This window comes from Nocardiopsis dassonvillei (assembly GCF_964273065.1).
GTDB classification, from domain to species: domain Bacteria; phylum Actinomycetota; class Actinomycetes; order Streptosporangiales; family Streptosporangiaceae; genus Nocardiopsis; species Nocardiopsis dassonvillei_B.
This window is the reverse complement of the sequence record NZ_OZ186815.1, coordinates 2,115,201-2,140,019: the sequence shown is the minus strand read 5'-3', so window position 1 is coordinate 2,140,019 and position 24,819 is coordinate 2,115,201. Positions and strand designations below refer to the sequence as shown.

General features: G+C 71.7%; 18 protein-coding genes. 9 read left to right on the top strand and 9 right to left on the bottom strand.

The window, feature by feature from the left end:
- Positions 1 to 125: 125 nt before the first annotated feature.
- From ACSUPR_RS09465 to ACSUPR_RS09445, 5 genes are all read right to left on the bottom strand, one after another.
- Positions 126 to 359: a DUF397 domain-containing protein gene (locus tag ACSUPR_RS09465; RefSeq protein WP_436890778.1), complete on the bottom strand. Its 234-nt coding sequence runs from the start codon at positions 357 to 359 to the stop codon at positions 126 to 128.
- A 281-nt stretch (positions 360 to 640) separates the two neighbouring features.
- Positions 641 to 1,693 carry a metal ABC transporter substrate-binding protein gene (locus ACSUPR_RS09460; RefSeq protein WP_436890777.1) on the bottom strand — a complete coding sequence of 351 codons (1,053 nt, stop codon included), beginning with the start codon at positions 1,691 to 1,693 and terminating at the stop codon, positions 641 to 643.
- 78 nt (positions 1,694 to 1,771) lie between these two features.
- Positions 1,772 to 2,443, bottom strand: a complete 672-nt coding sequence (locus tag ACSUPR_RS09455) for a potassium channel family protein (RefSeq protein ID WP_436890776.1) — start codon at positions 2,441 to 2,443, stop codon at positions 1,772 to 1,774.
- 23 nt (positions 2,444 to 2,466) lie between these two features.
- A complete protein-coding gene (locus tag ACSUPR_RS09450) occupies positions 2,467 to 3,921 on the bottom strand; it encodes a TrkH family potassium uptake protein (protein WP_436890775.1) in 1,455 nt (484 codons plus the stop codon).
- Between the two features lie 122 nt (positions 3,922 to 4,043).
- Positions 4,044 to 4,958 (bottom strand): cation diffusion facilitator family transporter, encoded by a 915-nt coding sequence (locus ACSUPR_RS09445; protein ID WP_436890774.1) that lies wholly within the window; start codon positions 4,956 to 4,958, stop codon positions 4,044 to 4,046.
- 87 nt (positions 4,959 to 5,045) lie between these two features.
- On the opposite strand from ACSUPR_RS09445, the gene cmtR reads away from it, so the two are divergent.
- From cmtR to ACSUPR_RS09430, 3 genes are all read left to right on the top strand, one after another.
- On the top strand, positions 5,046 to 5,399 hold the full coding sequence (gene cmtR, locus ACSUPR_RS09440; RefSeq protein WP_436890773.1) for a Cd(II)/Pb(II)-sensing metalloregulatory transcriptional regulator CmtR: 354 nt from the start codon (positions 5,046 to 5,048) through the stop codon (positions 5,397 to 5,399).
- Positions 5,400 to 5,936: 537 nt separating this feature from the next.
- Positions 5,937 to 9,149 (top strand): efflux RND transporter permease subunit, encoded by a 3,213-nt coding sequence (locus tag ACSUPR_RS09435; protein WP_436890772.1) that lies wholly within the window; start codon positions 5,937 to 5,939, stop codon positions 9,147 to 9,149.
- Positions 9,150 to 9,278: 129 nt separating this feature from the next.
- Positions 9,279 to 9,440, top strand: a complete 162-nt coding sequence (locus ACSUPR_RS09430) for a hypothetical protein (protein ID WP_436890771.1) — start codon at positions 9,279 to 9,281, stop codon at positions 9,438 to 9,440.
- Positions 9,441 to 9,444: 4 nt separating this feature from the next.
- Here the strand turns inward: ACSUPR_RS09430 and ACSUPR_RS09425 are convergent, their stop codons facing one another.
- Entirely contained in the window at positions 9,445 to 9,870 is a 426-nt protein-coding gene (locus ACSUPR_RS09425) for an ATP-binding protein (RefSeq protein WP_436891934.1), read from the bottom strand.
- Positions 9,871 to 10,464: 594 nt separating this feature from the next.
- Between ACSUPR_RS09425 and ACSUPR_RS09420 the strand changes: the two genes are divergently transcribed.
- From ACSUPR_RS09420 to ACSUPR_RS09395, 6 genes are all read left to right on the top strand, one after another.
- Complete coding sequence (locus tag ACSUPR_RS09420; protein ID WP_436890770.1) at positions 10,465 to 12,420, top strand: family 2 glycosyl transferase; 1,956 nt, start codon at positions 10,465 to 10,467, stop codon at positions 12,418 to 12,420.
- Between the two features lie 582 nt (positions 12,421 to 13,002).
- Positions 13,003 to 13,983 (top strand): ABC transporter permease, encoded by a 981-nt coding sequence (locus ACSUPR_RS09415; protein WP_436890769.1) that lies wholly within the window; start codon positions 13,003 to 13,005, stop codon positions 13,981 to 13,983.
- Between the two features lie 79 nt (positions 13,984 to 14,062).
- Complete coding sequence (locus ACSUPR_RS09410; protein WP_436890768.1) at positions 14,063 to 14,974, top strand: ABC transporter permease; 912 nt, start codon at positions 14,063 to 14,065, stop codon at positions 14,972 to 14,974.
- 13 nt (positions 14,975 to 14,987) lie between these two features.
- Positions 14,988 to 17,189 carry a dipeptide ABC transporter ATP-binding protein gene (locus ACSUPR_RS09405; RefSeq protein ID WP_436890767.1) on the top strand — a complete coding sequence of 734 codons (2,202 nt, stop codon included), beginning with the start codon at positions 14,988 to 14,990 and terminating at the stop codon, positions 17,187 to 17,189.
- 77 nt (positions 17,190 to 17,266) lie between these two features.
- A complete protein-coding gene (locus ACSUPR_RS09400; RefSeq protein ID WP_436890766.1) occupies positions 17,267 to 18,979 on the top strand; it encodes an ABC transporter family substrate-binding protein in 1,713 nt (570 codons plus the stop codon).
- A 297-nt stretch (positions 18,980 to 19,276) separates the two neighbouring features.
- Positions 19,277 to 20,311 carry a pectate lyase family protein gene (locus ACSUPR_RS09395; RefSeq protein WP_436890765.1) on the top strand — a complete coding sequence of 345 codons (1,035 nt, stop codon included), beginning with the start codon at positions 19,277 to 19,279 and terminating at the stop codon, positions 20,309 to 20,311.
- Between the two features lie 674 nt (positions 20,312 to 20,985).
- Here ACSUPR_RS09395 and ACSUPR_RS09390 read toward each other — a convergent pair.
- The 3 genes from ACSUPR_RS09390 to ACSUPR_RS09380 all read right to left on the bottom strand — a co-directional run bounded on the left by ACSUPR_RS09390 (position 20,986) and on the right by ACSUPR_RS09380 (position 24,667).
- Positions 20,986 to 21,726 (bottom strand): hypothetical protein, encoded by a 741-nt coding sequence (locus ACSUPR_RS09390; protein WP_436890764.1) that lies wholly within the window; start codon positions 21,724 to 21,726, stop codon positions 20,986 to 20,988.
- Positions 21,727 to 22,408: 682 nt separating this feature from the next.
- Positions 22,409 to 23,302, bottom strand: coding sequence for a hypothetical protein (locus tag ACSUPR_RS09385; protein ID WP_436890763.1), 894 nt, complete (start codon positions 23,300 to 23,302; stop codon positions 22,409 to 22,411).
- Between the two features lie 291 nt (positions 23,303 to 23,593).
- The gene (locus ACSUPR_RS09380) at positions 23,594 to 24,667 is read right to left on the bottom strand and encodes a pilus assembly protein TadG-related protein (protein ID WP_436890762.1); all 1,074 of its coding nucleotides are present in this window, start codon (positions 24,665 to 24,667) and stop codon (positions 23,594 to 23,596) included.
- Positions 24,668 to 24,819: the final 152 nt, after the last annotated feature.

The following is a 24,819-nucleotide window of genomic DNA, read 5'->3' as shown; positions in this document are numbered from 1 at the left end:
CCCGGCACGCGGGGAGGGCCTCGGGGAGCAGGCTCCGGCCGGGGCCCACGCGTGCGCGGGGGGTCCCACCCCTCGGGTGCGACCCCCCGCCCGTGTCCCGGTGGGAAGCGGGTGCGGTCTCCCGGTCAGCTCAACAGGTTGTCGAAGTCCCCGTCCTTGGCGCCCAGGATGAGGCAGTCGATCTCCTCCTGGGTGTAGACCAGGGCCGGGCCGGACGGGAAACGGGAGTTGCGGACTGCGATCGAGCCGTCTTTCAGGCGGGCCATCTCGACACAGGCGCCCTGGGAGTTGCTGCGCTTGGCCTTCTGCCAGGCGGCCTCGGTCAGGTCGGTCGCGTTGATGCCGTTGTACGGGGTCATGCCGTGGTTCTCCTTCGGAGTCACTCGAGGGGAGTGCCGTGCGTCTGCACTGCCAAATGCACGTGCAAGAGCATCGGCACGTTCACAAGCATAGCGTGACCACCGCCACTTGTCCGTGAGTTCTCCATCATGAGTCCCACGTGATACGGCACGGTCACCGGCCCGGGCGGGCGTTCCGTGACGAACCCTCTGAACAGGGCTGCGGCGACCTGCGGGGCGGCACGCGGAACGGCCCCGCCGGACGCCTCGGTGCGTCCTGCGGGGCCGTTCGGAGCCGGAGGTCAGGAGCAGGACAGGGCGCTCCTGAGCGCCTCCAGGTTCCCGCGCATGATCGACGGGTAGTCGTCGCCGGGAGAGGCTTCGGTGATGCCCTCGAGCGGGTCGAGGACCTCGACCGCCGCCCCGGTCTCCGCGGCGATGGTCTCCGCGGTCTCCGGGGGCATGAGCGGCTCGGTGAAGATCGTGGTGACGCCGTGCTCCTCGACGAAGTCGGCGATCTCCGCGATCTGCGAGGGGGAGGGCTCGCTGTCGGGGTCGACGCCGGACACGCCCACCTGCTCCAGCCCGTAGTGCTCGGTCAGGTACGAGAAGGCGGTGTGCCCCACCACGACCTCGTTGCGCTCGCAGGAGGCCAGACCGTCCTCGTACTCCTGGCCGATCGCCCCGAGTTCGGCGGTCACCGCCTCCGCGTTGGCGGCGTACTCGTCGGCGGCGTCGGGGTTCAGCTCGCCCAGCCGTCCGGCCAGGGCCTGGGCGGTCTGCGCCATGAGGTCCACGTCGAGCCAGAAGTGCGGGTCGAACTCGCCGTGGTCGTGGCCGTCGTCCCCGGTCTCCTCCTCGGCGTGCCCTTCCTCCTCCTCGTGGGCGTGCTCGTCCTCGTGGGCGTGCCCGTCCTCCTCGTGCGCGTGCTCGTCCTCGTGCCCGTCCTCCTCGTGGGCGTGCCCCTCCTCGCCGGCGGGGTGCAGCTCGACCACGTCGGCCACGTCCAGCGCCCGGTCGGCGGCCTCCTGCCCGACGGCCTCGTCCACGGCGGGCTGCAGGCCGGACACGTAGAACGCGAGGTCGGCCTCGGTGATCTCGCCGATCTGGCGGCCGGTCAGCTCCAGGTCGTGGGGCTCCATGCCGGGCTCGGTCAGCTGGAGTACCGCGACCCCGGCGCCGCCCACCTCGTGGGCCAGCCATTCCAGGGGGTAGACGCCGGTGACCACGGTCAGGTCGGCGTCGGCGGGGGAGGGGCCCTCCCCGGTGGAGGAGGAGCCCTGGCCGCCGCCGCACGCGGTGGCCGTCATCAGTGCCACCGCGGCCAGCGCGGCGGTTCGCAGGATCGTACGCATGGGACCATGATCGAGAAAATGAAAACGGTTGTCAATTTGACCGTTATGAGAAGAGCGCACCGGAGCCCGGAAGCGCGCTCAGGCCACCTCGGCGAAACGCTCCACGTCGTCGGTCCGGCCCGCCACCACGATCACGTCGCCCTTCTGCAGTACGGTCTCCTCCGTGGCGTAGGTGAACGCCGCGTTGAGGCGCTTCACGGACACCACCGTGATCCCGTACTTCTGGCGGACCTTGGTCTCCCGCAGCGGCTTGCCCAGGAGCTCCTTGGGCGCCTTGGTCTTGCCCAGGGAGAACCCCTCCTCCAGTTCCACGTAGTCGAGCATCCGCCCCGACACCAGGTGGGCCACCCGCTCGCCCATGTCGTGCTCGGGCAGGACCACGTGGTGGGCCCCCACCTGCTCGAGGATGCGGCCGTGGCGCCTGCTGATGGCCTTGGCCCAGATGTCGGGCACCCCCATGTCGACCAGCTGCGACGTGGCCAGGATGCTCTCCTCCAGATGGGTTCCGATGGCCACCACCGCGCGCTGGAACTGGGGCGCGCCCACCTGCCGCAGCGCCTCGTCGTCGGTCGCGTCGGCGATCACCGTGTGGGTCAGGGCGTCGGCGTAGGCCTGGACGATGCGGGCGTTGGAGTCCATGCCCAGCACCTCCCAGCCGTGGTTGACCAGTTCCAGCGCGAGGGAGCTGCCGAACCGCCCCAGCCCGATGACCAGGATGCGCTTGTCCTTGAGTTTGGTCTGCTGCGCCATGTGGTGCTCCTAGAGGGTTCCGGTCAGCCGATGATCGGGCGGGCTTCGGCGAGGTCGTAGCGGCGCTTGCGCTCGCGGAAGGCGATCGCCGTCGCGAAGGTGACCGGCCCGATCCGTCCCGCGGCCATGAGAAGGGTGAGGAAGAACTGGGCCCAGGGATCCAGGTCCGGGGTGATCCCCATGGAGAGCCCGACCACTCCGACGGCCGACACGACCTCGAAGAGGGTCTGCATGAAGGTGAAGGGAGTGGTGTGCAGGAGGACCACGGTGCTGACCGCCACGACGGTCATCGACAGGAACGTCAGGCTGAGCGCCTGCCGGATGACCTCCGGGGCCAGGCGGCGGCCGAACACGTGGACCCGGTCGTGCGCCCGGACCTCCGACCACACCACGAGGAACAGAACGGCGAGGGTGGCCACCTTGATTCCTCCGGCGGTCCCCGCGCTGCCGTTGCCCGCGAACATCATCATGACGGTGAGCAGCAGGGTCGAGTCGTACATGGACCCGGTGTCCGTGACGTTGAAGCCCCCGCTGCGCGGCATCACGCCGTGGAAGACGCCGTCGGTGATCTTGGCCCACCAGTCCAGCGGCCCCAGGGTGAGCGGGTTGTGCCACTCCATGATGATCACCAGGACGATGGTGACGAGGAAGAGCGCGGAGCTGGTGGCGATGGTGAGCTTGGTGTGCAGGCTCCAGCTCTGCGGGGTCCGGAACCGGCGGCGCAGCTCGATCAGCACGGGGAAGCCGATACCGCCCAGGATGACCGCCGAGGCGACGGGGAACAGGATGAACGCGTCGCCGGAGAACCGCGTCAGGCTGTCCCCGTACAGGGACAGGCCCGCGTTGTTGAAGGCCGAGACGGAGTGGAAGACGCCCGAGTACAGGGCCTCCCAGAAGGTCATGTCGTAGCCCAGCCACATCCGCGGGAGGATCAGCGCGAGGATGACCCCCTCGATGATCAGGCTCACCTTGAGCACGCTGCCCGCGATGCCCCGGACGTCGCCGACCGCCAGCGCCCGGTTCTCCGCCTGCACGTTCAGCTCCATGCGCAGACTGAACCGGTGGATGATGGCCACGCCCATCAGCGAGGCCAGGGTCATGATCCCCAGACCGCCGGCCTGGATGAGCACGAGTACGACGATGTGTCCGAAGAAGGACAGCTGGTCGCCGATGTCGATGACGCTCAGGCCGCACACGGCCAGCGACGACGTCGCCGTGAAGAGGGCCTCGACGAAGGTGAGGTGCTCGCCCGTGGCCGCGGCCGGGGTCATGAGCAGGCCCGTGCCGACCAGGTCCACGACGAAGAAGATGAGGACGAACGCCCGGGCGGGCTTGCCCCAGGCGTTCTTCCGGTGCTGGACGGGGCCGCTGCCGAAGGCGTGGCGGTGCCGGCGCGGGACCAGGCGCCGGCGGAGGGCGCGCAGTCCGTCGGCGGCCCGGGAGGCCCGGGTCGTGAACGCTCTCAGGGCTCGCCTCATGTCCTCGTCATTCCACCGCTTCGTGCAGGTCACCGTCGCCCGACCCGAACGATTGTGCCAGCAGGGGGCGACCGGTCCGTACCAGGGTGAGACGGACACGGGTGTGTCGCAGTTCCCCGGTGTCAGTCGTGGCGTGCGCCCTCGTGGTCGAAGTGGCCGGGCGGCTCCAGCTGGAGGGTCGAGTGCTCCACGTCGAAGTGCCCGGCCAGGCAGGCGTGCAGCTCGTCCAGGGTGCGCCCGCAGTCGAGCAGCCGCTCCTCGGGGACGACCACGTGCGCCGACATCACCGGTACCCCCGAGGTGATGGTCCACACGTGCAGGTCGTGGACGTCGACCACGGCTGGGTGGTCGAGCAGGTGGCGGCGCACCTCGTCCAGGTCCATCCCGCGGGGCGCGGACTCCAGCAGGATGTGCACGGCCTCGCGCAGCAGCGACCAGGCGCGGGGCACGATGATCGCGGCGATGAGGAGGGAGACGACGGTGTCGGCCTGGTTCCAGCCGGTGAGCCAGACGATGAGGCCCCCGGCGATGACGCCGACGGATGCCATGGCGTCGCTGACGACCTCCAGGTAGGCGCCCTTGACGTTGAGGCTCTCCCTGGCCCCCGCGCGCAGGGCCAGGGCGCCCGCGATGTTGGCGACCAGGCCGACGGCGGCGACCGCGACCATGCCCGGCCCCGACACCTCGGCGGGGGAGCGCAGCCGGTCGACGGCCTCCACCACGATGAACCCGCACAGCGCGAACAGCACCAGGGCGTTGACGGCGGCGGCCAGGATCTCGGCCCGCTGGTGCCCGAAGGTGCTGCGTCCCCGGGCGGGGCGGGCGGCGATCCACACGGCGGCCAGGGCCAGGGCCACGCCGAAGGAGTCGGTGACGGTGTGGCCTGCGTCGGCGAGCAGGGCGAGGCTGCCGCTGAACCCGGCGCCCACGACCTGTACGGCGGCGACGCCGAGCATGAGCGCCAGGACGAGTACGAGGCGGTTCCGGTGGACCGCCCCCGCCGTGTGTCCGTGCCCGTGGCCGTGTCCCGCGCCCATGGGGCTCCCTTCTCGTGTGCGTGCGCACTTCGGTTCAGTCACCACTGTTTATACAGTCCAGACTGTCTATACAGCAAGCCATGTACAATGGTTTTCATGTTGACCTCCGAGCAGCGCCTCTCCGCCATCCACCGGCTCGGCCGCGCCCTGTCGGACCCCACCCGCTGCCGCCTCCTCCTGGCACTCCTCGACGGCCCCGGCTACCCCGCCGACCTGGCCGACCATCTGGGCCTGACCCGCCAGAACGTCTCCAACCACCTGGCCTGCCTGCGCGACTGCGGACTGGTGCGCACCCACGCCCAGGGCCGCCGCGTCGCCTATGAACTCGTCGACGCCTCCCTCGCCCACGCCCTGGAGGACCTGCTCCGCGTCGTCTGGGGGGCGGGGAGCCCGCACGAGGCCCCCGCGGAGGGCGCCGGGCCCGAGCGCCGCGCGGGCTGATCCCCTTCCGCCCCCTCACCCCCGGCGGGCGCCTGCCGTTCCTCCTCCGTCCTCCTCCTGCCGCTGTTGCGGATGTCCGGAACCTCCCACTGTGATGCCCGTTACAGCCGCAGGTGGTCTGCGGAACCCGGCGAACACCCACGTCCGGGCGGGGGGTCTCCGACTTCTGTCGGATGTCCCTAACTTTGGTCAGTGGTCGACCCCGACAGAAGGCTGACGCGTCCCTGAAAGGTCCCCCGACCCCGTCCGAGGACGAGAAGTCCCGATATAACGCGACGTATTGTGGGGACGCGCCCGGCGGATGCAGTGCCCGGCGGAGTACCCGCGGGACGGGACGGTCCCGCGGCCGGATCCCGCCCGGATGAGAACGGCATCCCCACCCCACGTCTCGAAGACCGGACCGCCCTCCGGCGACGCCGGCCCGCACGGCGCCGACCGGTCCGACGTCCGCAGCGAGTAGGAGCGAGAACCTCTCATGTCCAGATCGGCTTTCAGGACCCCGCCCGCGGGCTCCACGCGCCCGGAAGGGGTGACCGGATGAACCGCCTCGCGGTCGTGTCGCTCAAGAACCGGGCGCTGGTCCTCCTCATCACCGTGGCCGTGCTCTTCTTCGGGGTGCTCGCCGCGGGGGCCGCCAAGCGGGAGCTCTTCCCGCAGATGTCCCTGCCGATGGTGATGGTCACCGGCACCTACCAGGGCGCCTCCCCGCAGGTCGTGGAGAACCAGGTCACCGTGCCGCTGGAGCAGGCCGTGCAGAGCGTCGAGGGGGCCACCACGGTCACCTCGACCTCCAGCAGCGGGTCGGCCCAGGTCACCGTCGAGTTCGACTACGGCGCCGACCAGGACGACCTGGTCCGCCAGACCCAGATCGCGGTCGACCAGGTCTCGGGCATGCTGCCCGACGAGGTCCAGACCAGCGTCATGTCCTTCAGCCTCGACATGATGCCCGTCGTCATGCTCGCCGCGGGCGCCAAGGACGGCGACGACCAGGGCATGGTCGACCCGCTGGAGACCCACCTCATCCCCGAGCTGGAGTCCATCGACGGCGTCCGCTCGGCGATGATCACCGGTGCGATCGCCTCCGACCTGGTCGTCACCCCCGACGAGGACGAGATGGCCGAGGCGGGCGTCACCGCACAGGACATCACCGACGCCCTCCAGGGCAGCGGCCGGCTCATGCCCGGCGGCGACATCGACTCCGACGGCCGCACCCTCAACGTCACCACCGGCGACCAGTTCACCTCGGTCGAGCAGGTCGAGGACATCTGGGTCCGCCCGGCCGCCCCGCAGGCCGGCGACACCCCGGCGATGCCCGGCGCGCCCCCGGCCGCCCAGCCCGAGCCCGTGCGCCTCTCCGAGGTCGCCGACGTCGAGCTGGTCCGCGACGAGGCCACCACCCTGGCCCGCGTCAACGGCGACCCCAGCGTCGGCGTCATGATCATGAAGACCCCCGACGGCAACACCGTCGAGGTCTCCGAGGGCGTCCAGCGCGTCCTGGACGAGCAGGCCGACGTCCTCGGCGACGACATCGAGCTCAGCGTGGTCTTCGACCAGGCGCCCTACATCAACGAGTCCATCGTCGCGATGCTCGAAGAGGGCGGCATGGGCCTGATCGCCGCGGTGATCGTCATCCTCGTCTTCCTGCTGTCGATCCGCTCCACCCTGGTCACCGCGGTCTCCATCCCGGTGTCGGTGCTGATCGCCTTCCTGGGCATGCAGGTGTTCGACTTCACCCTGAACATGCTCACCCTCGCGGCCATCACGATCTCCATCGGCCGCGTCGTCGACGACTCCATCGTGGTCCTGGAGAACATCCGCAGGCACCTGGACTACGGCAAGGAGAAGATGGAGGCCGTCAAGACCGGTGTCCGCGAGGTCGCGGGCGCGGTGGTCTCCTCCACCCTCGCCACCGTGGCGGTCTTCCTGCCGCTGGCCTTCGTCGGCGGCATGGTCGGCGAGCTGTTCATGCCGTTCGCGGTCACGGCCACCCTGGCGCTGCTCGCCTCGCTGATCGTGTCGATCACGATCATCCCGGTGCTCTGCTACTGGTTCCTCAAGCCGCGCGACATCGGCGACGCCACCCAGGAGGAGATCGAGCGCGAGGAGGGCGAGCGCGAGCTGCGCAGCCCGCTCCAGCGCGCGTACATGCCGATCATCCGGTGGATCACCACCAGGCGCAAGCAGGCCACGGTCATCACCCTGGCCGCCTCCGCGGTCATCTTCGGCGGCACGGTCTACATGGCCGGACAGCTGGAGACCGACTGGATGGGCCAGTCAGAGGAGAACACCTACGCCCTCACCCAGGAGCTGCCCCCGGGCACGTCCCTGGAGGAGGCCGACGCCGAGGCCGTCAAGGTCGAGGAGCTGCTCGCCGGGTTCGCGTGGGTGGAGTCCTACCAGACCAACGTCGGCGGCAGCGCCATGGCCGGCCCGTTCGGCGGTGGCGGCACCGCGCAGATCGACTACACGATCACCGCGGACCCCGACACCGACCAGGAGCGCAACCGCGACGTGCTGCGCGACTCCCTGGCGGAGCTGGACACCGAGTACGAGCCGACGATGAGCGCCATGGGCGCGATGGGCGCCGGCTCCGGCATCGAGGTCCGGATCACCGCCGACGACCAAGAGGTCCTCGCCGAGGCCGCCGGCCTGGTGGAGGAGGAGCTCAGGGGGATCGACGGCGCCGCCGACGTCACCAACGGCATCTCCGCGTCCCAGCCCGCCATGGAGGTCCGCGTCGACGGCGAGAAGGCCGCCGAGCTGGGCCTGACCGAGGCCGCCGTCGGCGGCCAGGTGAGCGCAGCCTTCAACGGGCAGACCGCCGGGACCGTCACCGTCGACGACAGCCGCCGCGACATCGTGGTCCGCGCCGTCGAGACCCCGACCGGCGTCGAGGAACTCGAGGAACTGGTGATCATGTCGCCGACCGCCGGGCCGCTGGAGCTGTCCGAGGTCGCCGACGTGGTGGAGGTGGAGCAGCCGCCGCAGCTCACCCGCATCGACGGCATCACCAGCACCACCGTCGAGGCCAGCGTCACCGCCTCCGACCTGGGCGCGGTGAGCGCCGAGATCACCCAGGCGCTCGACTCCCTGGACCTGCCCCAGGGCGCCACCGCCACGCTGGGCGGCGTCAGCCAGGAGCAGAGCGAGGGCTTCATGCAGATGGGCCTGGCCATGCTGGCCGCCGTGGTCATCTGCTACCTCATCATGGTGGCGACCTTCAAGAGCCTGCTCCAGCCGCTCATGCTGCTGGTCTCGATCCCGTTCGCGATCACCGGCTCGCTGGCGCTGCTGCTGGTCACCGGCACCCCGCTGGGAATCGCCGGCCTGGTCGGCATGCTGATGCTCATCGGCGTGGTCATCACCAACGCCATCGTCCTGATGGACCTGATCAACCAGAACCAGAACAGGGGGATGCCGCTCACCGAGGCGATCGTGGAGGGTGCCCGGCACCGTCTGCGCCCGATCCTCATGACGGCCCTGGCCACCGTCGCGGCCCTGACCCCGATGGCGCTGGGGATCACCGGCGGCGGCGCGTTCATCTCCGCCCCGCTGGCGCTCGTGGTGATCGGCGGCCTGGTGACCTCGACCTTGCTCACGCTGATCCTCGTCCCGGTGCTCTACCAGCTGGTGGAGTGGGGCAAGCAGCGCCGGGCGGCCCGCCGGGCCTCCCGTGAGGAGCTGCGCCGCTCCAGGCGCGCCGCCAGGGTCGCGGCGACCCGGGAGAAGGAGAGCGTCGGCCGGGGGTGAGATCCCGCGTTCCAACGGGCGTCCCGTGCTCCGGCACGGGGCGCCCCGCGCTTTTCCGGAGTACCGGCGGCGGTCCGTGATCGGAGGGTTGGTTTGTGTGATCGCCGCAGGAACGGCAGTCTTCGGTACATGACGGAAACGCAGAAGAAGACACTCGACGAGCTCGTCCGCGAAGAGCTGGGCGCCGAGCCCTCCCAGGAGGCGATGGACTACGCCCGCCTGCTGTACGAGCGCTACCGGCTGCCCGAGGCGCCCGCGGCCCCGGAGGAGGGGACCGCGGCGGGGGAGTGACCCCTCACCCGTCCCCGTCGGTCTCGTCCCACACCACTTCGAACCACACCTTGCGGCCCATGCCGTCGCCGCGGGGTTCGCTGCCCCACTTGCTGGCGAGCGCCTCGACCAGGTCCAGGCCCCGGCCGTGCTCGGCCGTGTCGTAGGGGTCCCGGTGCTGGGGGCGGGGCGACTCGTTGAGGTTGCCCAGGTCGCGGACCTCCACCCGGGCCCAGCACGGTGCGCGGTGGACGCACACCTCGAACTTGCCGGTGGAGCGCCCCGAGGCGCTGTGCGTGATGGCGTTGGTCGCCAGTTCGCTGGTCAGCAGCGTGGCGGTGGTGGGGTCGGGGCAATCGGCCAGCTGCCGGGCGACGAACCTGCGCGCGTAGGCGATCTGGCTCGGCAGGCCGGGGAAGCGGCGTCGGGCGGATCTGCGGTGTTCTTCCATGGTCGGCTCGGGGGAGGGGTCGGCGGTTCCGGGCCGCTCCGGTGCGGGCGCACCGCGCACACCGAGGTCGACGAGGGGATCGTGGGGTGCTGCTGCGGTCATGTGCGGTTCACTCCCCGGTGTGTTCTCGGCGGACAGGGCGGAGCAGCGCCTGTCCCTCGGTGTCGCGTCCATGCCCGGATCGGGTCACGGCGCGGGGCGGACACACAGGTCGAGGCCCCCGGGTACAGGGAGGGGTGCGGTGCCGCGCGGCGGTGCGCGCGGCCGGAGGGCGGCGACGGGTGGGATGCGGGGGCGGGCCGGGGCGGGTGCCCCTGTCCGGTAGCGGATGTGCCCCACGACACTGAAGGGCGTATTCGCGCATAGCATACGCTCCGTGCTCTGCTGGGGACCCGGCCGACCTGACCGGGTCAGAATCACCCCTCTTGACCTGGATAAAGAGGGTGTCCGGCCAGGGTATGACACCGGTCAAGGAACGGGTTCCGTGACTGGTGGGGCGCAGGAGAAAGAGTAACGATGCGATAACGGAGTCGCGTTCTCCGTGCCTGCCGGGGGTCTTGCGCACTCCGGGGGCGAGCCGCCAAGGTAAAGGGCATGGCCTCCCGCTCCCCCCTGCCGCCCGGCCTCGGCGTCGAGCTCGACCGTGCCGTGCGCCTCGCCGACGAAGGGCACCTCCTCGTCGGCGGCGACCCGATCCGCGCCGTCCGCCTGACGTCGCGACAGGTCAGCAGCCTCATCCGGTGGATGAGCGGGATGCCGGTCCGCGACGCCGCCGAGGGGGCGACCGCAGCGGGGCTGATAGCGGCCGGACTCGCCCACCCGTCGCCCTCCACCACCCTCAACGGACGGCCTGCGGCCGCGGAGTCTCCCGCTTCGTCCCCCTCCACCGCCCTCAACGGACGGCCTGCGGCCGCGGAGTCCACCGCCCCGTCACCGGACGGTGCGAGCCCCGGACTCACCGCGGACATCTTCGTGATCGACCGCGGCGCGGCGGGCGGGCTGACCGCCACCCTGGACCGGCTCGCCGAGCTCCACCCCGGGGCGCAGCCGATCGTCGTCGGCGCCACCGGGCCCGCCACCCGGGCGGCACGCGAGCGCGGCGCCCGCGTGCTGCCCATCCCCCTGGGCGGGGCCGCCGCCCGCGCACTGGCCCTCACCGTCTCCGACGCCGACCTCGTCGCCCTGGTCGACGCCGGGCACCTGCCCCGGCCCGGCTGGCTGGAGGCGTGCGCCGGGCACTTCGCGGATCCGGATGTGGCCGCCGTCCTGCCGCGCACCCTCCTCGACCGCTCGGCCGCCGCCGGGCCGGTGGCCGCGGTCCTCGCCGCCGTCGCCGCCTCCCGGTCGGGTCCCGACCGCGGACCCGACCCGGCCCCCGTGCTGCCCTGGGGGCACACCGCCCCCGATCGCTCCCGCCCGGCCGGCGCAGACCTCGGTGACCCGCTGCGTCCCGTCACCGCCCTGGTCCTGCGCCGCTCCGTGATGGAGGACTCCCGCCCGTCGCCCTCCACCACCCTCAACGGACGGCCTGCGGCCGCGGAGTCTCCCGCTTCGTCTCCCTCCACCGCCCTCAACGGACGGCCTGCGGCCGCGGAGTCTCCCGCTTCGTCTCCCTCCACCGCCCTCAACGGACGGCCTGCGGCCGCGGAGTCTCCCGCTTCGTCTCCCTCCACCGCCCTCAACGGACGGCCTGCGGCCGCGGAGTCTCCCGCTTCGTCTCCCTCCACCGCCCCCGGTGAGCGCCTTCGGTGCGGTCCCTCCCCCCTGGACCCGGGCCTGGGTGCGGTCGCCGAGCACGCGCTGCTGTGGTCCCTGGTCGACAGGGGGCTTTCAGTGCGCCACGAGCCCCGGTCCCGGGTGCTCGCCCCCGCGCACACCGACCTCGGCGGTTACCTGCGGGCCTGCGCGGAGGCCGGGGCGGGCGCCGCCCGGCTGGCCCGCCTGCGCGGCAACCGGGCGGCCGGCCCCGAACTCTCCCCGACCGGTACCGCGGCCCTGGCCGCGCTGCTCGCCGGACGCCCGCTGTCGGCCGCGGTCCTGGCCGCCGTCGGAGGAGGGGCGGCGGTGGCGGCCCTGGCGGCCGCGGGCGCACCCCCGGGCCGGACCGCTCCGGCGGTCGCGGCCGGCCTGGCGAGCCAGGCCCGGGCCGTGTCCCGGGCCCTGCGGGGGGCCTGGTGGCCCCCGGCCGCCGCGGCCCTGACCCTGGGAGCGGTGCGGATCACCCGGGACCTGCGGCGCGGGCGCAGACCCGAGGCACGGACGGTCCTGGCCACTGCGGCCACCGCGGCCGCGCTGGTGGTGCCGCATCCGGTGGCCTGGCGGACCGCGCGCGGCACCGCTCCGGTCGATCCGCTGACCTGGACCGTACTGGGCATCGCGGGCGACGCCGCCCGGGGCCTGGGGGCCTGGTGGGGGATGGCGCGGTCGCGCAGCGTGGCTCCACTGCTGCCCCGGGTGCGCCTCCCGGGCGCGATCGAGGGGGAGATCGTCCGGACGTCGGACCCCGAGCGACGTGAGGAGGGCTCACGTGACCTCGTTAGCCGGGGTTAAGCGGCCTCACCCTGGGTGATGCCGACCGCGTGGGGTCGGGTCGGTCTTTTCCGAGGCCGGACGTGTTCACCGCGGAGTGGCGGGGGCGCGTACCCGACGGGACCGCGGACCGGTTCCCCCCGGATGGCGGCTCACCGGCTTTTGGTGACAAGTTTGCCTGTTTTGTCGGTTTGGGTGTAAACACTGGTGACGGGATGATCGGTTGTTCTTGGCATCTTCCCAGTTCAACGGGCTTTTATTGCTGAAGGTGATGATGTTCTTACTTTGTGTGCAAAGATAGACAAATCGCCTGCAGTTCGCCGGTGAAAAGGGCTCCGTTGTCTTTTCTTGATGCACTGGTTACCGTCGAGTGTCTAGCGATGCCCCAGACTCTTGACATTCCGGTCACGGATCGTGAATCGGACGCAATAGTGTTTCGGCAGTCACCGGGAGTGACCCCCACCGGTGGTAGCGGGATCACGGATGCTTAACAGGCCACCAGCCGTACGGGCTCCGAACCGCTCTCACCAGTGCTCTTGGCGAAAGACCGCCCCCTGTCAGCAGACCAACCGCCGGGCTCGGCTGTGAGGTTCGGAGAGAGTTTTGGGCAAGTTCCTGGTCAGGCGACTGTTGAACTACGTCGTGCTGATCTTCCTCGCGACCAGCTTCGCGTACCTGCTCGCCGCCACCAATCTGTACCCGCGCGGCTACTTCGAGCAGATGCAGCCACCGCCCACCCCCGAGGCGATCAACGCCCAGCTCGACACCCTGAACCTGAACGACCAGACACCGCTGGCGCAGCGCTACGTCACCTGGCTGACCGGTGTGGTCCAGGGCGACTTCGGCCAGACCATCCAGGGCCGCGACGTCACCCCGCAGATCTGGCTCAAGGCCGGGGTCACGCTGCGGCTGATCACGGTGGCCACCATCCTGGGCAGCGCGCTGGGCATCGCCATCGGCGCCTACGCGGCCGTGCGCCAGTACCGCGGGTTCGACAAGGCGGCGACCGTCGCCTCGTTCGTGGTGCTGGCCATCCCCACCGTCGTCATCGCGCTCAGCGTGCAGATCGGCGCGACCGCCATCAACGGGGCGGTCGGCTTCCAGCTCTTCCTGTTCTCGGGCGAGTACTCGGCGGGCTTCCGGGGGGAGTGGTGGGAACTCCTGCTCAACCGCGCCCACCATGCGATCCTGCCGACCTTCGTGCTCGCCGTCGCGCTCTTCGCCGCCTTCGCCCGCTACCAGCGCAACATGATGCTGGACGTGCTCGGCGCCGACTTCGTGCGCACCGCCATGGCCAAGGGGCTCACCCGGCGCAAGGCCCTGTTCAAGCACGCGCTGCGCACCGCCCTGATCCCCACCATCACCTACTTCACCTTCACGTTCGGCGTGATGGTCTCCGGTGCGACCTTCACCGAGAAGATCTACGGCTGGCACGGGATGGGCGCCTGGCTCATCGACGCGATCTTCCAGCAGGACGTCCACGTCGTGGCCGCCGCCTCCTGCTTCATGGCCGTGACGATCATGGTGGCGTCCTTCCTCTCGGACATCCTCTACGCCTGGCTCGACCCGAGGGTGCGGGTGTGACAGTGACACGGAACCGCGCGTCCGCGCACACCCCGACCCGCCAGTACGCCCCCGCTGCCACCGAGCTGGAGATCCGGTCATGAGCACGACCACCACGGGCACGGAACCCGTCAAGGCCCCGACGGTGCCGCCGGCACCCAACCGGGCGAAGGCCATCCTCGGCCAACTCCTGGGCACCCCCCGGGTGATCATCGGCATCGTCCTGCTCGTCCTGCTCGCCCTCTTCGCCTTCGTCGGACCGCTCGTCAGCGGCTGGGAGGTCGGCGAGCGCGACTACACCGCCCTCTTCTCCGCTCCCTCCGCGGAGCACTGGATGGGCACCAACAAGACCGGCCAGGACGTTTTCACCCAGACCACCGCCGGCCTGCAGAAGTCCCTGCTCATCGGCCTGCTGGTGGCCCTGCTGTCCACCGGCATCGCGGCCCTGGTCGGCGCGTTCGCCGGCTACTTCGGCGGCATCACCGACCGCGCCCTGATGTGGATCGCCGACCTCGCCCTGGTGCTGCCCAGCTTCGTCATCCTGGCCATCCTGTCCAAGCACTTCGGACAGGGCGGCGGCTGGGTCGTCCTGGTGGTCCTGCTGGCCGCGTTCAGCTGGATGGTCACCTCCAAGATGATCCGCGGCATGACCATCTCCCTGCGGGAGCGGGAGTACATCCACGCCGCCCGGTTCATGGGCGTCCCCTCGCACAAGATCATCCTCCGGCACATCCTGCCCAACATGTCCTCGCTCCTCATCGCGGACGCCACCATCGCGGTCAGCACGGCGATCATCGGCGAGACCTCGCTGAGCTACTTCGGCTTCGGCGTCCAGCCGCCGGACATCAGCCTCGGCGTGGTGATCGCGGACGGTTCCAAGTTCGCCACCACCGACTGGTGGATCTTCGCGTTCCCCACGGTGCTCCTGGTGGTCCTGGTGCTCGCGGTGAACATGATCGGGGACGGGCTGCGTGACGCCCTGGACCCGCAGTCCAAGTCGCGCCGGTCCTAGGGGGGAAGCACACATGAGCGCACAGACCATCGAGAACACCGAGGCCGCCTCGGCGCGCCAGGGCGACGAGACCCCGGTGCTGGAGGTCACGGACCTCACCGTCACCTTCCGCGGTTTCAACGGCAACCCGGACGTCAACGCCGTGCGCGGCGTCAGCTACTCCGTCCGGCGCGGCGAGGTGCTCGGCATCGTCGGCGAGTCCGGCTCGGGCAAGTCCGTCTCCTCCATGGCGGCCATGGGCCTGCTGCCCGACCACGCCGTCATCACCGGCTCGGTCAAGCTCCACGGCGAGGAGATCCTGGGCCTGGACGACCGCCAGATGGCCACCCGCCGCGGCAAGGTCATCTCCATGGTGTTCCAGGACCCGCTGTCCGGCCTGACCCCGGTCTACACCGTGGGCGACCAGCTGGCCGAGGCCGTCCTGGTCCACAACCCCAAGGCGACCAAGGAGGAGGCCCGCAAGCGCGCCGTCCGCCTGCTCGACCTGGTGGGCATCCCCAACCCCGAGGGCCGCTACCGCTCGTTCCCGCACGAGTTCTCCGGCGGCATGCGCCAGCGCGTCATGATCGCCATGGCGATGGCCAACGACCCCGACGTCATCATCTGCGACGAGCCGACCACCGCCCTGGACGTCACCATCCAGGCGCAGATCCTCGACCTGCTGCGCACCGCGCGCGAGGAGACGGGCGCGGCGATCGTCATGATCACCCACGACCTCGGCGTCGTCGCCGGGTTCGTCGACCGGATGCTCGTCATGTACGCGGGTCGGCCCGTCGAGATGGGCACCGTCGACGAGATCTACTACGGCAGCCGCATGCCCTACACCATGGGCCTGCTCGGCGCCGTGCCCCGCATGGACCTGGAGCGCCAGGGCGCCCTCGTGCCCATCAAGGGCACCCCGCCGTCACTGACCGACCTGCCGCCCGGCTGCCCCTTCGCACCGCGCTGCCCCATCGCCGAGCCCGAGTGCTCGCTGGCCGAACCCGACCTGCTCCCGGTGGGCGAGCAGCCCGCCAAGGCTCAGATCCGGGCCGCCCAGGAGGCGGGCGCCCCCGCGGGGGCCGCCCCGGTCGCCGACACCGGCGTCCAGCGGGTGGCGTGCATCCGGTCCGGCGAGATCGCCGACAACGCCTGGACGGCCCAGGACATCTACCCCATCCCGGAGATCCCCGAGGTCCCCGCCGCGCAGGTGCGCCGCCAGGACCGTGCCGAGATGCTGCGCGTCGAGTCGCTGATCAAGCACCACCCGCTCACCAAGGGCGCGGTGTTCAAACGCCGGGTCGGCACCGTGTACGCCGTCGACGGCATCGACTTCGACATCCGCGAGGGCGAGACCCTGGCCCTGGTCGGCGAGTCCGGCTGCGGCAAGTCCACCACCCTCATGGAGATCATGGGGCTGGAGAAGCCGCAGGGCGGCAGTGTCACCGTGATGGGGCGCGACACCGCCAAGCTCGGCGGCGCCGACCGGTTCGCGCTCCGCCGCGACATGCAGATCGTCTTCCAGGACCCGATGAGCTCGCTGGACCCGCGCATGCCGGTCTTCGACATCATCGCCGAGCCGCTGCGCACCCACCGCCGCCCCGAGGCCGAGACCACCGCCCGCGTCTACGAGCTCCTGGCCCTGGTCGGCCTCAACACCGAGCACGCCACCCGGTACCCCTCGGAGTTCTCCGGCGGCCAGCGCCAGCGCATCGGCATCGCCCGCGCCCTGGCCCTGGAGCCCAAGCTCCTGGTGCTCGACGAGCCGGTGTCCGCCCTGGACGTATCCATCCAGGCCGGCGTGGTCAACCTCCTGGAGGAACTCCAGGCCCGCCTGGGCCTGTCGTACCTCTTCGTCGCCCACGACCTGTCCGTGGTCCGGCACATCGCCGACCGCGTGGCCGTCATGTACCTGGGCCGGATCGTCGAGATCGGGGACACCGACTCGGTGTACACCCGGCCCGCCCACCCCTACACCCAGGCGCTGCTGTCCGCGATCCCCATTCCCGACCCGGAGAAGGAGCGCGCGCGCACGCACATCGTCTTGGACGGAGACCTGCCCAGCCCCGCCGACCCTCCGTCGGGTTGCAGGTTCCGGACCAGGTGCCAGAAGTTCATCACCCTCTCCGAACCCGAACAGGAGCGGTGCATGAGCGTCGAACCGCCCCTGGAGGCCACCAACGGTGGCGACCAGGCGGCCGCCTGCCACTTCGCGGAGCGGCAGCCGGTCCTGTGACCCCCGGACGGTCCGACACGGCACGGGCCGACGCCGCCCCGCGCGTCGGCCTACCCATCCCCATAGGAGGAATCCCCATGCGAATCGGGAAGGCGCGTTATCTCGCCCCCGTCGCGGCCCTGGTCATTGCGGCCAGCGCGTGCAGCAGCGACGACGGACAGTCCAGCGAGGAGGCCCAGGAGGAGAACGCCTCCCTCGAGGCGACCGACCTCAACCCCGCCGCGCGCGAGGACCTGCAGGAGGGCGGCCAGTTCGTCTGGGCCCTCAGCGAGTACGAGGACCAGTACAACATGGTCCACATCCAGGGCAACAAGGGCGACGTCCGTCGCGTCATGGGCGCCCTGATGCCCTCCATCACGCGCTTCCAGCCCGACGGCACCTACGAGCCGCGCAAGGAGTACGTGCTGGACTACGGGGTGAGCGAGGACGGCCTCACGGTCGACTTCACCCTCAACCCCGAGGCCACCTGGTCCAACGGCGAGCCCGTGACCTGGGAGGACTACGCCGCGATGGTCTCCGTCATCAAGGGCGAGACCGACGGCGAGTTCGAGATCATGGGTGACGAGGGCTACAAGTACATCGAGGAGGTCGTCGAGGGCGAGGACGAGTTCTCCTTCAGCCTCGAGTTCTCCCAGCCCTACTCCGACTGGCCGGGCCTCTTCGACATCGTGTACCCCAAGGAGTACATGGAGGACGAGGAGCTGTTCGCCGACGGCTACACCGCCGGCGAGGAGTTCGTCACCGCCGGTCCGTTCGCGAACCCCGAGTTCGACGAGGTCACCCAGCGCATCACCGTCAGCCGCAACGAGGACTGGTGGGGCGACCCCGCGCTGCTCGACGAGATCATCTTCGTCAACGTGGCGATCGACGGCCAGGCCACCGCGTTCAACAACGGTGAGATCGACGGCTTCTACCTCGGCTACGACGCCGCGGGCTACAAGCTCCTCGAGGGCAAGGAGGGCGCGTACTTCACCCGCGCCGTCAACAACGGCCACCGCTTCGTCTCGGTGAACGCCGGCAGCGAGGTCCTCCAGGACAAGAACGTCCGCCACGCCATCGCCATGGGCATCAACCGCGACACCCTCGCCGAGGTCGCCCTGAGCCCCGTCGACTGGCCCATCACCGGCGAGGTCAACCGCCTCCTGCGCTCCAGCCAGCACGGCTACAAGGACAACAGCGGCGAGCTGGGCGAGTACAACCCGGAGAAGGCCGGCCAGCTCCTCGACGAGGCCGGCTGGACCCTGGAGGAGGGTGCGGAGTTCCGCACCAACGCCGACGGTGAGACCCTGACCCTCAGCTACGTCGCCTCCGACGACATGCAGCTGGCCAAGGACGAGGCCGACATCACCCGCGAGATGCTCGCGGAGATCGGCGTCGAGGTCGACGTCCAGCACGTGCCGGGCAACGCCCTGTTCTCCGACTACATCGTCCCGGGCAACTACGAGCTGGCCGCGTTCGTGCTGACCGGCACCAACCCGTACCCGACCGACAGCGCCGGCAACTTCGGCGGCCCGTACGACGAGGACGGCGAGGACTGGGGCAACAACCTCAGCTTCCACTCCACCCCGGAGATCAACGAGCTGTTCGAGGAGCTGGCCCAGGAGACCGACCCCGACCGGTACGCCGAGATCGCCAACCAGATCGACGCCGCCATCTGGGACGAGGTCCTGACCATCCCCATGTTCGAGCGCCCCGGCCAGTACGTCCTCAAGGACGACCTCCACAACTGGGGTGAGTACGGCCTGACCGGCGACTACGTCTACGAGAACATCGGCTGGGCCAAGGAGTAGCCTCCGCACGGCACACGGCCGCCGGCGGCCCTGACCCGCCGCCGGTGACGTCCTCCGGGCGCCGTCCCCTCACGGGGGCGGCGCCCTCGCGCCGTCCCGGGCCGGGGCCGGGACGGCACCGTGGCGGGGTGTGGTCCGACGGCTCCCGGCGGTCGGGGGACGGTCCCGCGCCCGCGGGGCCGACAGGGGCCCGCACCCGGGGTCCCGGAGTGCGCACGTGCGGCGACCGCAGCGGTACGGTGTCAGCACGAGACCCCCTCGGTACCCCCGATCACCCCGCTCGCTGGAAAGCTCCCCATGACCGCACGATCGCTCCTCACCGTCGCGACGGCGCTGGCGCTCGGCGCCGCCCTGGCCGCCTGCTCCGGTGGGGAGGCCCCCGCGCCCGCCCCCGAACCCGCCCAGGCGGGTGTCGACTCCCCCGAACCCGACACGGGCGACGAGAGCGCGAGCCCCTCGGCCGCGGCCTCCGGCGACGTTCCGGACACCCCCGTCGGCTGGGCCGCCCAGCCGCTGGAACTGGACGGCGAGGAGTACCCGGCGGTCACCGGCGGGGCCGCCGGAGAGACCGTCACCGCCGCCGACGCCGCCGAGCTCGCCGAGTACCTGGCCGCCGAGGAACCGCTCGTGGTCGAGGTCTCCGGCGACATCGACCTGGACGGGGACGTCGGGATCGGCTCCGACAAGACCCTCGTCGCCGCCCCCGGCGAGGACGCCGGGCTCACCGGTGGCCGCCTGGTCGTGGACGGGTCGGCCAACGTCATCGTCAGGGGCCTGGACCTGGACACCGACGGCACCGCCGTGGCGGTGCGCGGCGCCCACCACGTGTGGATCCACGGCAACACCCTGCGCGACGGCGGCGGCGACCCGCTCGTCACCGTCACCGACGGGGCCGACCTCGTGACCGTCTCCCGCAACCACTTCCGCGACGCCGACGCGGCGCTGAGCATCGGCGGCAAGGAGGAGGAGCCGGGGGCGCTGCGGGTGAGCGTCCACCACAACCTCTTCGACGGCACCGACACCCGCAGCCCCCGGGTCCGCGGCGGGGAGGTGCACGTGTTCAACAACCTCTACCGGGGCGACGCCGAGTACGGCGTGGAGTCCGGCCACGGCGCCGCGGTGCTGGTGGAGGGCAACTACTTCGACGGCTTCGGCGTGTCCGTCCGGGTCGACCCCGAGGAGCCCGGCGCCACCGTCACCCGGGACAACCTCCTGGTGGACACCGCCCAGCCCGAGCTGTTCGGCGCCGTCGACGACCCGCCCTACGCCTACGAGCTCGACGAGACCGCCGACATCCCCGACATCGTCTCCGCCACCGCTGGCACCACCTGACCCCACCCCCTCCACCACGCCCGCCCCGGTTCCGCCGGTCCCGGTCCCGCACAGGCCCTTCCAGCCCCGTCGTGGCGGGGCGCCGCCCCGGCCTCCGCCGCCCGGCCCCCGCGGCAGCGGTCCCATCCGCCCGCCAGGGGGCCGGGGCCCGCCCGTCCCCTCCCCGCCCGTGGAGCTTCCCTGCCCGTCCAGTCCTTCCGGGCCGGTTCCGCCTGTCCCGTCCCTGCGGCAGCGGTCCCATCCGCCCAGCACGGACTCGGGGTCTGTTGGTCTCTCCTCCCCGTCCGTGGAGCGTCCCTGCCCGTCCAGTCCTTCCGGGCCGGTTCCGCCTGTCCCGTCCTCGCGGCAGCGGTCCCGCTCGCCCGGCACGGACTCGGGGTCTGCTGGCCCCTCCTCCCCGCCCGGGATTCTTCTCATCCCGGCGCCGCCCGGGTTCGTCGACCCCGCCCCGGCACGGGACACGCCTCCCTCTGCTGCGTGCCTCGGCGTCCCTCCCGTACTCCCGTCGGCGGCCCTGTCCGGCTCCTCGCCGCGTCAGCGGCCGTCCTGCCCCGGCGGACGGGGGCGCCCCCGCCCCGGACACCCTCCGGTCCCGGCGGCGGCCGGGCCGCCGCGGCTCCGGGGGCCCGGCCGCCGCCGGGATCCTCGTGCCCCCTGGCGCACACCGCGCCGGTTCACGGCAGCTCGTACTCGTAGACCTCCTCCAAGCCCTCCGGGGTGCCGTAGGCCAGGCGCAGCGGCTCCCCCTCGGGGGAGAGCCACAGCGTGAACGGCACCCCCTCCACCGACTCCAGGGTGTTCTCCCCGGACTCGACGTCGTAGCCGCCGACCTGCGCGGTGAACGTCCCCTCGTAGCGCAGGGCGTTGCGCCCGCCCTCCTCCGTGTCCAGCTCCTCCCTGGCCACGAGGTCCAGATCGGTGGAGGTCCCGGCGATCTCGTGCAGCTTGGCGGACCCGAAGGCCGCCGAGCACAGGTACCGGTCCGCCTCGGAGGGCTCCTCCGGGATCTGCAACCCGTGCCCCGCCGTGGTGATCGGCACTCCGTCGCCCAGGTCGTAGTGGTACACCTCCAGACCGTCCTCGTAGGTGAAGGACAGCTCGAACCTCGGGTTCGCGGACTCGCCGTAGGACGCGGTGCCCTCGCCCACGGCGCGCCCGTCCCGGAGCCGGGTGAAGGACAGCGTGTACGACTCGGCCCCGTCCATCCGGTCGGCGGCGTCCAGCACGAACGCCGCCGCGTCCTCGGGCGAGGGCCGCCCGGTGGCGGGCTCGCCGAACACCACCCGGGCCACCCACCAGCCGCTGGCCACCACGGCCAGGCAGGCGGCGATGACCACCAGGGTCATCGGCCACCCCAGGCGCCCACCGGGGGCGACGGGATCGTTCTCGGACGCGGCGTCGGGCAACGACGACATCGACGACACGGCATCGACCTCGATTCTGCGGTTCGTGCGACCGCGCGCGGATCGCGGGGGGTACGGGGGGTCGCCGCCCGGAGCACCCGGACGGCGTCGCGGTGCTGTGCCCGCTCCTGGTACGACGCGGTGACGCAGTGTTCCGTTCGATGATCGCGTACACCTGATCACCGCCCGTGCCCGCGAACCGCAGGACCCAGTCCCCGGAGGGGGAGTCCAGGACGTGCTCCAGGAACCCGAACGTCTCGGTCCGGGCCAGGCGGCGCAGCACCTCCTCCGAGGCGTGCTCCCACAGCAGCCGGACGGCGATCCGGGCGGCCGGGACCTCCGAGAAGGAGCGGCTGGAGAAGAGCTCGTACAGCTCGTCGGCCTCCAGCCGAAGGATCGTCGCCTCCAGCACGTCCGAGTCCAGCAGGGCCAGCACGGCGAGCGCGCAGTCCACCTTGCCCACCGGGTCGGGCAGAGGCAGTCCGCGACCGCACCGCAGCAGGACCTCGGCCGCGGCCGCCGGGTCCAGCGTCCAGTCCGGGTCCGCGGCGGGACCCTGTGTCACCCGGTGCAGCGGCCGCTCCACCGCCTCCCGGCCGGGGAGGACGGGGAGCACCGCCGCGACCAGTACCGCCACCAGGGACAGCACCGCCGCGTACTCGACCAGCGCGTGTCCGCGATCCATGCCCGCCCCTCACCGCAGCCTGGGCTGCCTGCGCCCGAAACGCCGGATGTTCCGGCGTACCCGTTCGCGCTGCTCCGGGGCACAGGCCCAGCCCCGGCGCTCCAGCACGTCGCGGATCCGGAGCAGCAGGTCCGCGGTGTGGCACTGGAGCAGGTGGATCGTGGCCGGGACCACCTCCCAGCCCGCCGCGCGCATGAGCGTGTACCGGGCCCGGTCACGGCCCGCACGGAGGGGCCCGGAGTGGTACCGCAGGCTGTCGTACTCCACCGCCACCCGGTACCGCGGCCACCCCAGGTCGGCGTGGAACACCCGGCGGTGCACCGGCACGGGGCACTGCACCACCGGCGGGGGCAGTCCGGCCTGCCGGACGACCGCCCACAGCCGGCTCTCGGCGGGGGACCGGCTCAGCGGCGACGCGTACTCCACCGCCGTGCACAACCGCTTGAACCGGGAGCCCGTGAACAGGCCCCGGTGTCCCAGCACCCCTGACGGGGCGACCAGCCCCCGGGCGAGAAAGGCGTCCAGCCGTGCGGTGGCCATCGGCAGCGACGGGGCCCGGGCCGCCACCTCCGCCGCGGTGCGCTCCACCGAGGTGACCGGGAGCCCCTCCACCGCCACCCGGTCGGCGGACGGAACCACCTCCCTGCGCACCGCCACCGGCATGCCCCTCAGCGGTGTGCCGGGCGGCAGCGCCACCCGTGGCGGCAGCCGGGTGATCCGCTCCTCGGGGGCGGTCAGGTCCACCCCCCACAGGTAGGCGGCGGTCAGGTCGCGCACCACCGCGTCCGGCGGCAGCACGGGGACGATCGGCCGCAGGGTCCGCAGCAGCAGCTCCCGGTCCGGAAGCCGCACGTGCTCCGGACCGGTGCCACGTTCGGGGCTCAGGGGGTCACCAAGGGTCATGGATCCAGGTTCGGCGGCCGCCCCGCCCGGGACAACCCCCTCCCCGAACCTGTGGAAAACCCCGCTACCTCATGTTCCCCGGCCCCGCCCCGAGCGGCCGTCCCGCCGGGGCCTCGCCGGGCCCTCCCTCCTGGGGCGGGCGAAGGGATCCGGGGCAGGTGCGGGGTCCGGTCGACGGAACACCGTGCCTCCCGCACCCGGCGCCGCGGCCGCCCCGCGCTCCGCTCCCGGATACCCGGCCGGGAGCCCCGGCCCCGCCCCACCGGGGGAGAAGGAACAGGGGGCCACCTGCTACAGCATCGGCCCCGGCCCCGCGGCCAGGTGGATGTGGTCCACGTGGTTCTGGGTGTTGCTGCCCCGGTCGGACAGGCCGCGCCGCACCTGGAGCCACGGCCCCACCGGGTCCTTCGACGCGTTCCAGATGTGGTAGTCGTAGATCAGCCCCTTGACCCCCAGCCGGGCGGCGTTCTGGATGGTCCAGTCGATCACGCCGAGCGCGGTCTGGTGCATGTCGGGGGAGGGGACCCCGCCCAGCGGAGCCATCATGTAGTCCACGGCCATGCCCTGCCCGTGGTCGCTGCCCTCTTCGGGGCGCCACCCCCCGGCACTCAGGTAGAAACCGGGGAACTCCGTCTGGAGGGTCTCGTGGACCTGGCACATGGTCGGGTGCAGCTGCCCCAGGGAGGAGCAGTCCACGATCGCCCCGCCGCCGAACACCACCCGGCTCGGGTCGAACTTGTAGCGCCCCTCCTGGTCCACCAGGTGAACGCTCACCACCCGGCGGGCCTGGTCCAGGCTGGTGACGTCCGCCCCCGCACAGTAGATGCCGCCCGCGTCGCGCCCGCACTCGGGGAACTCCGCGATCGCGATCGCCGCGGCCGTCCCCACCTGCGTGTTCCCGTCGTCCTCGCCGTCACAGGCCACGTCGCCCCAGTGCCGGGACCCGTCCGCCTCCAGCTCCTTCTGGCAGATCGCCCCGCGCACCTCCACCCGCACGATGTTGCCGTTGCGCCCCATGACGTTGTCGCTGGCCCGGATGTCGGTGACCACCGCGTCGTTGGCCCGGGCGTACTCCTCGGCGCGCTCGCGGGCCACGTCCTCGTCGAACAGGGGCATGGGGAAGCGCCCCTCCACCAGGTCCTCGGCCGCGGACTCCTGCAGGGCGCTCACCGCGGCCAGTGCCGCGGCGTCCGCAGCTGTCTGCACCCGGGAGCGCTGGTCCCCGGCCGCGCCCACGCGCACGAACAGCATCGTCAGCGCCAGCAGGGCCAGGGTCAGCCCGAACAGGAGCAGCATGTTGGCCTGCCCGTCGTCGCGGCGGCCGAGCAGGTGGCGTCGTCGGGGGGCGGAGGGCAGCGGTCCCATGCTGGCGTCCCAGGGGTGCAGGGGGCGGGAGGGGAGACAGGGGGTGGCAGCGGGTGAGCGCCCGGGTACGGCGGTGCCACGGGGCGCAGCCTACCCCGAGGTCGGCGTGACCGGTAGGGGAACGGCGGGCCCTGTGGACGGGCGGCCCGTGG

What these genes read in the sequence shown, in the direction of transcription:
- ACSUPR_RS09405 (WP_436890767.1), top strand. Translation starts at nt 14,988, where the DNA reads ATGAGCGCACAGACCATCGAGAACACCGAGGCCGCCTCGGCGCGCCAG.
- ACSUPR_RS09450 (WP_436890775.1), bottom strand. Translation starts at nt 3,921, where the DNA reads ATGAGGCGAGCCCTGAGAGCGTTCACGACCCGGGCCTCCCGGGCCGCC.
- cmtR (WP_436890773.1), top strand. Translation starts at nt 5,046, where the DNA reads ATGGTTTTCATGTTGACCTCCGAGCAGCGCCTCTCCGCCATCCACCGG.
- ACSUPR_RS09455 (WP_436890776.1), bottom strand. Translation starts at nt 2,443, where the DNA reads ATGGCGCAGCAGACCAAACTCAAGGACAAGCGCATCCTGGTCATCGGG.
- ACSUPR_RS09425 (WP_436891934.1), bottom strand. Translation starts at nt 9,870, where the DNA reads ATGGAAGAACACCGCAGATCCGCCCGACGCCGCTTCCCCGGCCTGCCG.
- ACSUPR_RS09420 (WP_436890770.1), top strand. Translation starts at nt 10,465, where the DNA reads ATGGCCTCCCGCTCCCCCCTGCCGCCCGGCCTCGGCGTCGAGCTCGAC.
- ACSUPR_RS09395 (WP_436890765.1), top strand. Translation starts at nt 19,277, where the DNA reads ATGACCGCACGATCGCTCCTCACCGTCGCGACGGCGCTGGCGCTCGGC.
- ACSUPR_RS09460 (WP_436890777.1), bottom strand. Translation starts at nt 1,693, where the DNA reads ATGCGTACGATCCTGCGAACCGCCGCGCTGGCCGCGGTGGCACTGATG.
- ACSUPR_RS09390 (WP_436890764.1), bottom strand. Translation starts at nt 21,726, where the DNA reads ATGTCGTCGTTGCCCGACGCCGCGTCCGAGAACGATCCCGTCGCCCCC.
- ACSUPR_RS09430 (WP_436890771.1), top strand. Translation starts at nt 9,279, where the DNA reads ATGACGGAAACGCAGAAGAAGACACTCGACGAGCTCGTCCGCGAAGAG.
- ACSUPR_RS09410 (WP_436890768.1), top strand. Translation starts at nt 14,063, where the DNA reads ATGAGCACGACCACCACGGGCACGGAACCCGTCAAGGCCCCGACGGTG.
- ACSUPR_RS09435 (WP_436890772.1), top strand. Translation starts at nt 5,937, where the DNA reads ATGAACCGCCTCGCGGTCGTGTCGCTCAAGAACCGGGCGCTGGTCCTC.
- ACSUPR_RS09465 (WP_436890778.1), bottom strand. Translation starts at nt 359, where the DNA reads ATGACCCCGTACAACGGCATCAACGCGACCGACCTGACCGAGGCCGCC.
- ACSUPR_RS09385 (WP_436890763.1), bottom strand. Translation starts at nt 23,302, where the DNA reads ATGACCCTTGGTGACCCCCTGAGCCCCGAACGTGGCACCGGTCCGGAG.
- ACSUPR_RS09400 (WP_436890766.1), top strand. Translation starts at nt 17,267, where the DNA reads ATGCGAATCGGGAAGGCGCGTTATCTCGCCCCCGTCGCGGCCCTGGTC.
- ACSUPR_RS09380 (WP_436890762.1), bottom strand. Translation starts at nt 24,667, where the DNA reads ATGGGACCGCTGCCCTCCGCCCCCCGACGACGCCACCTGCTCGGCCGC.
- ACSUPR_RS09445 (WP_436890774.1), bottom strand. Translation starts at nt 4,958, where the DNA reads ATGGGCGCGGGACACGGCCACGGGCACGGACACACGGCGGGGGCGGTC.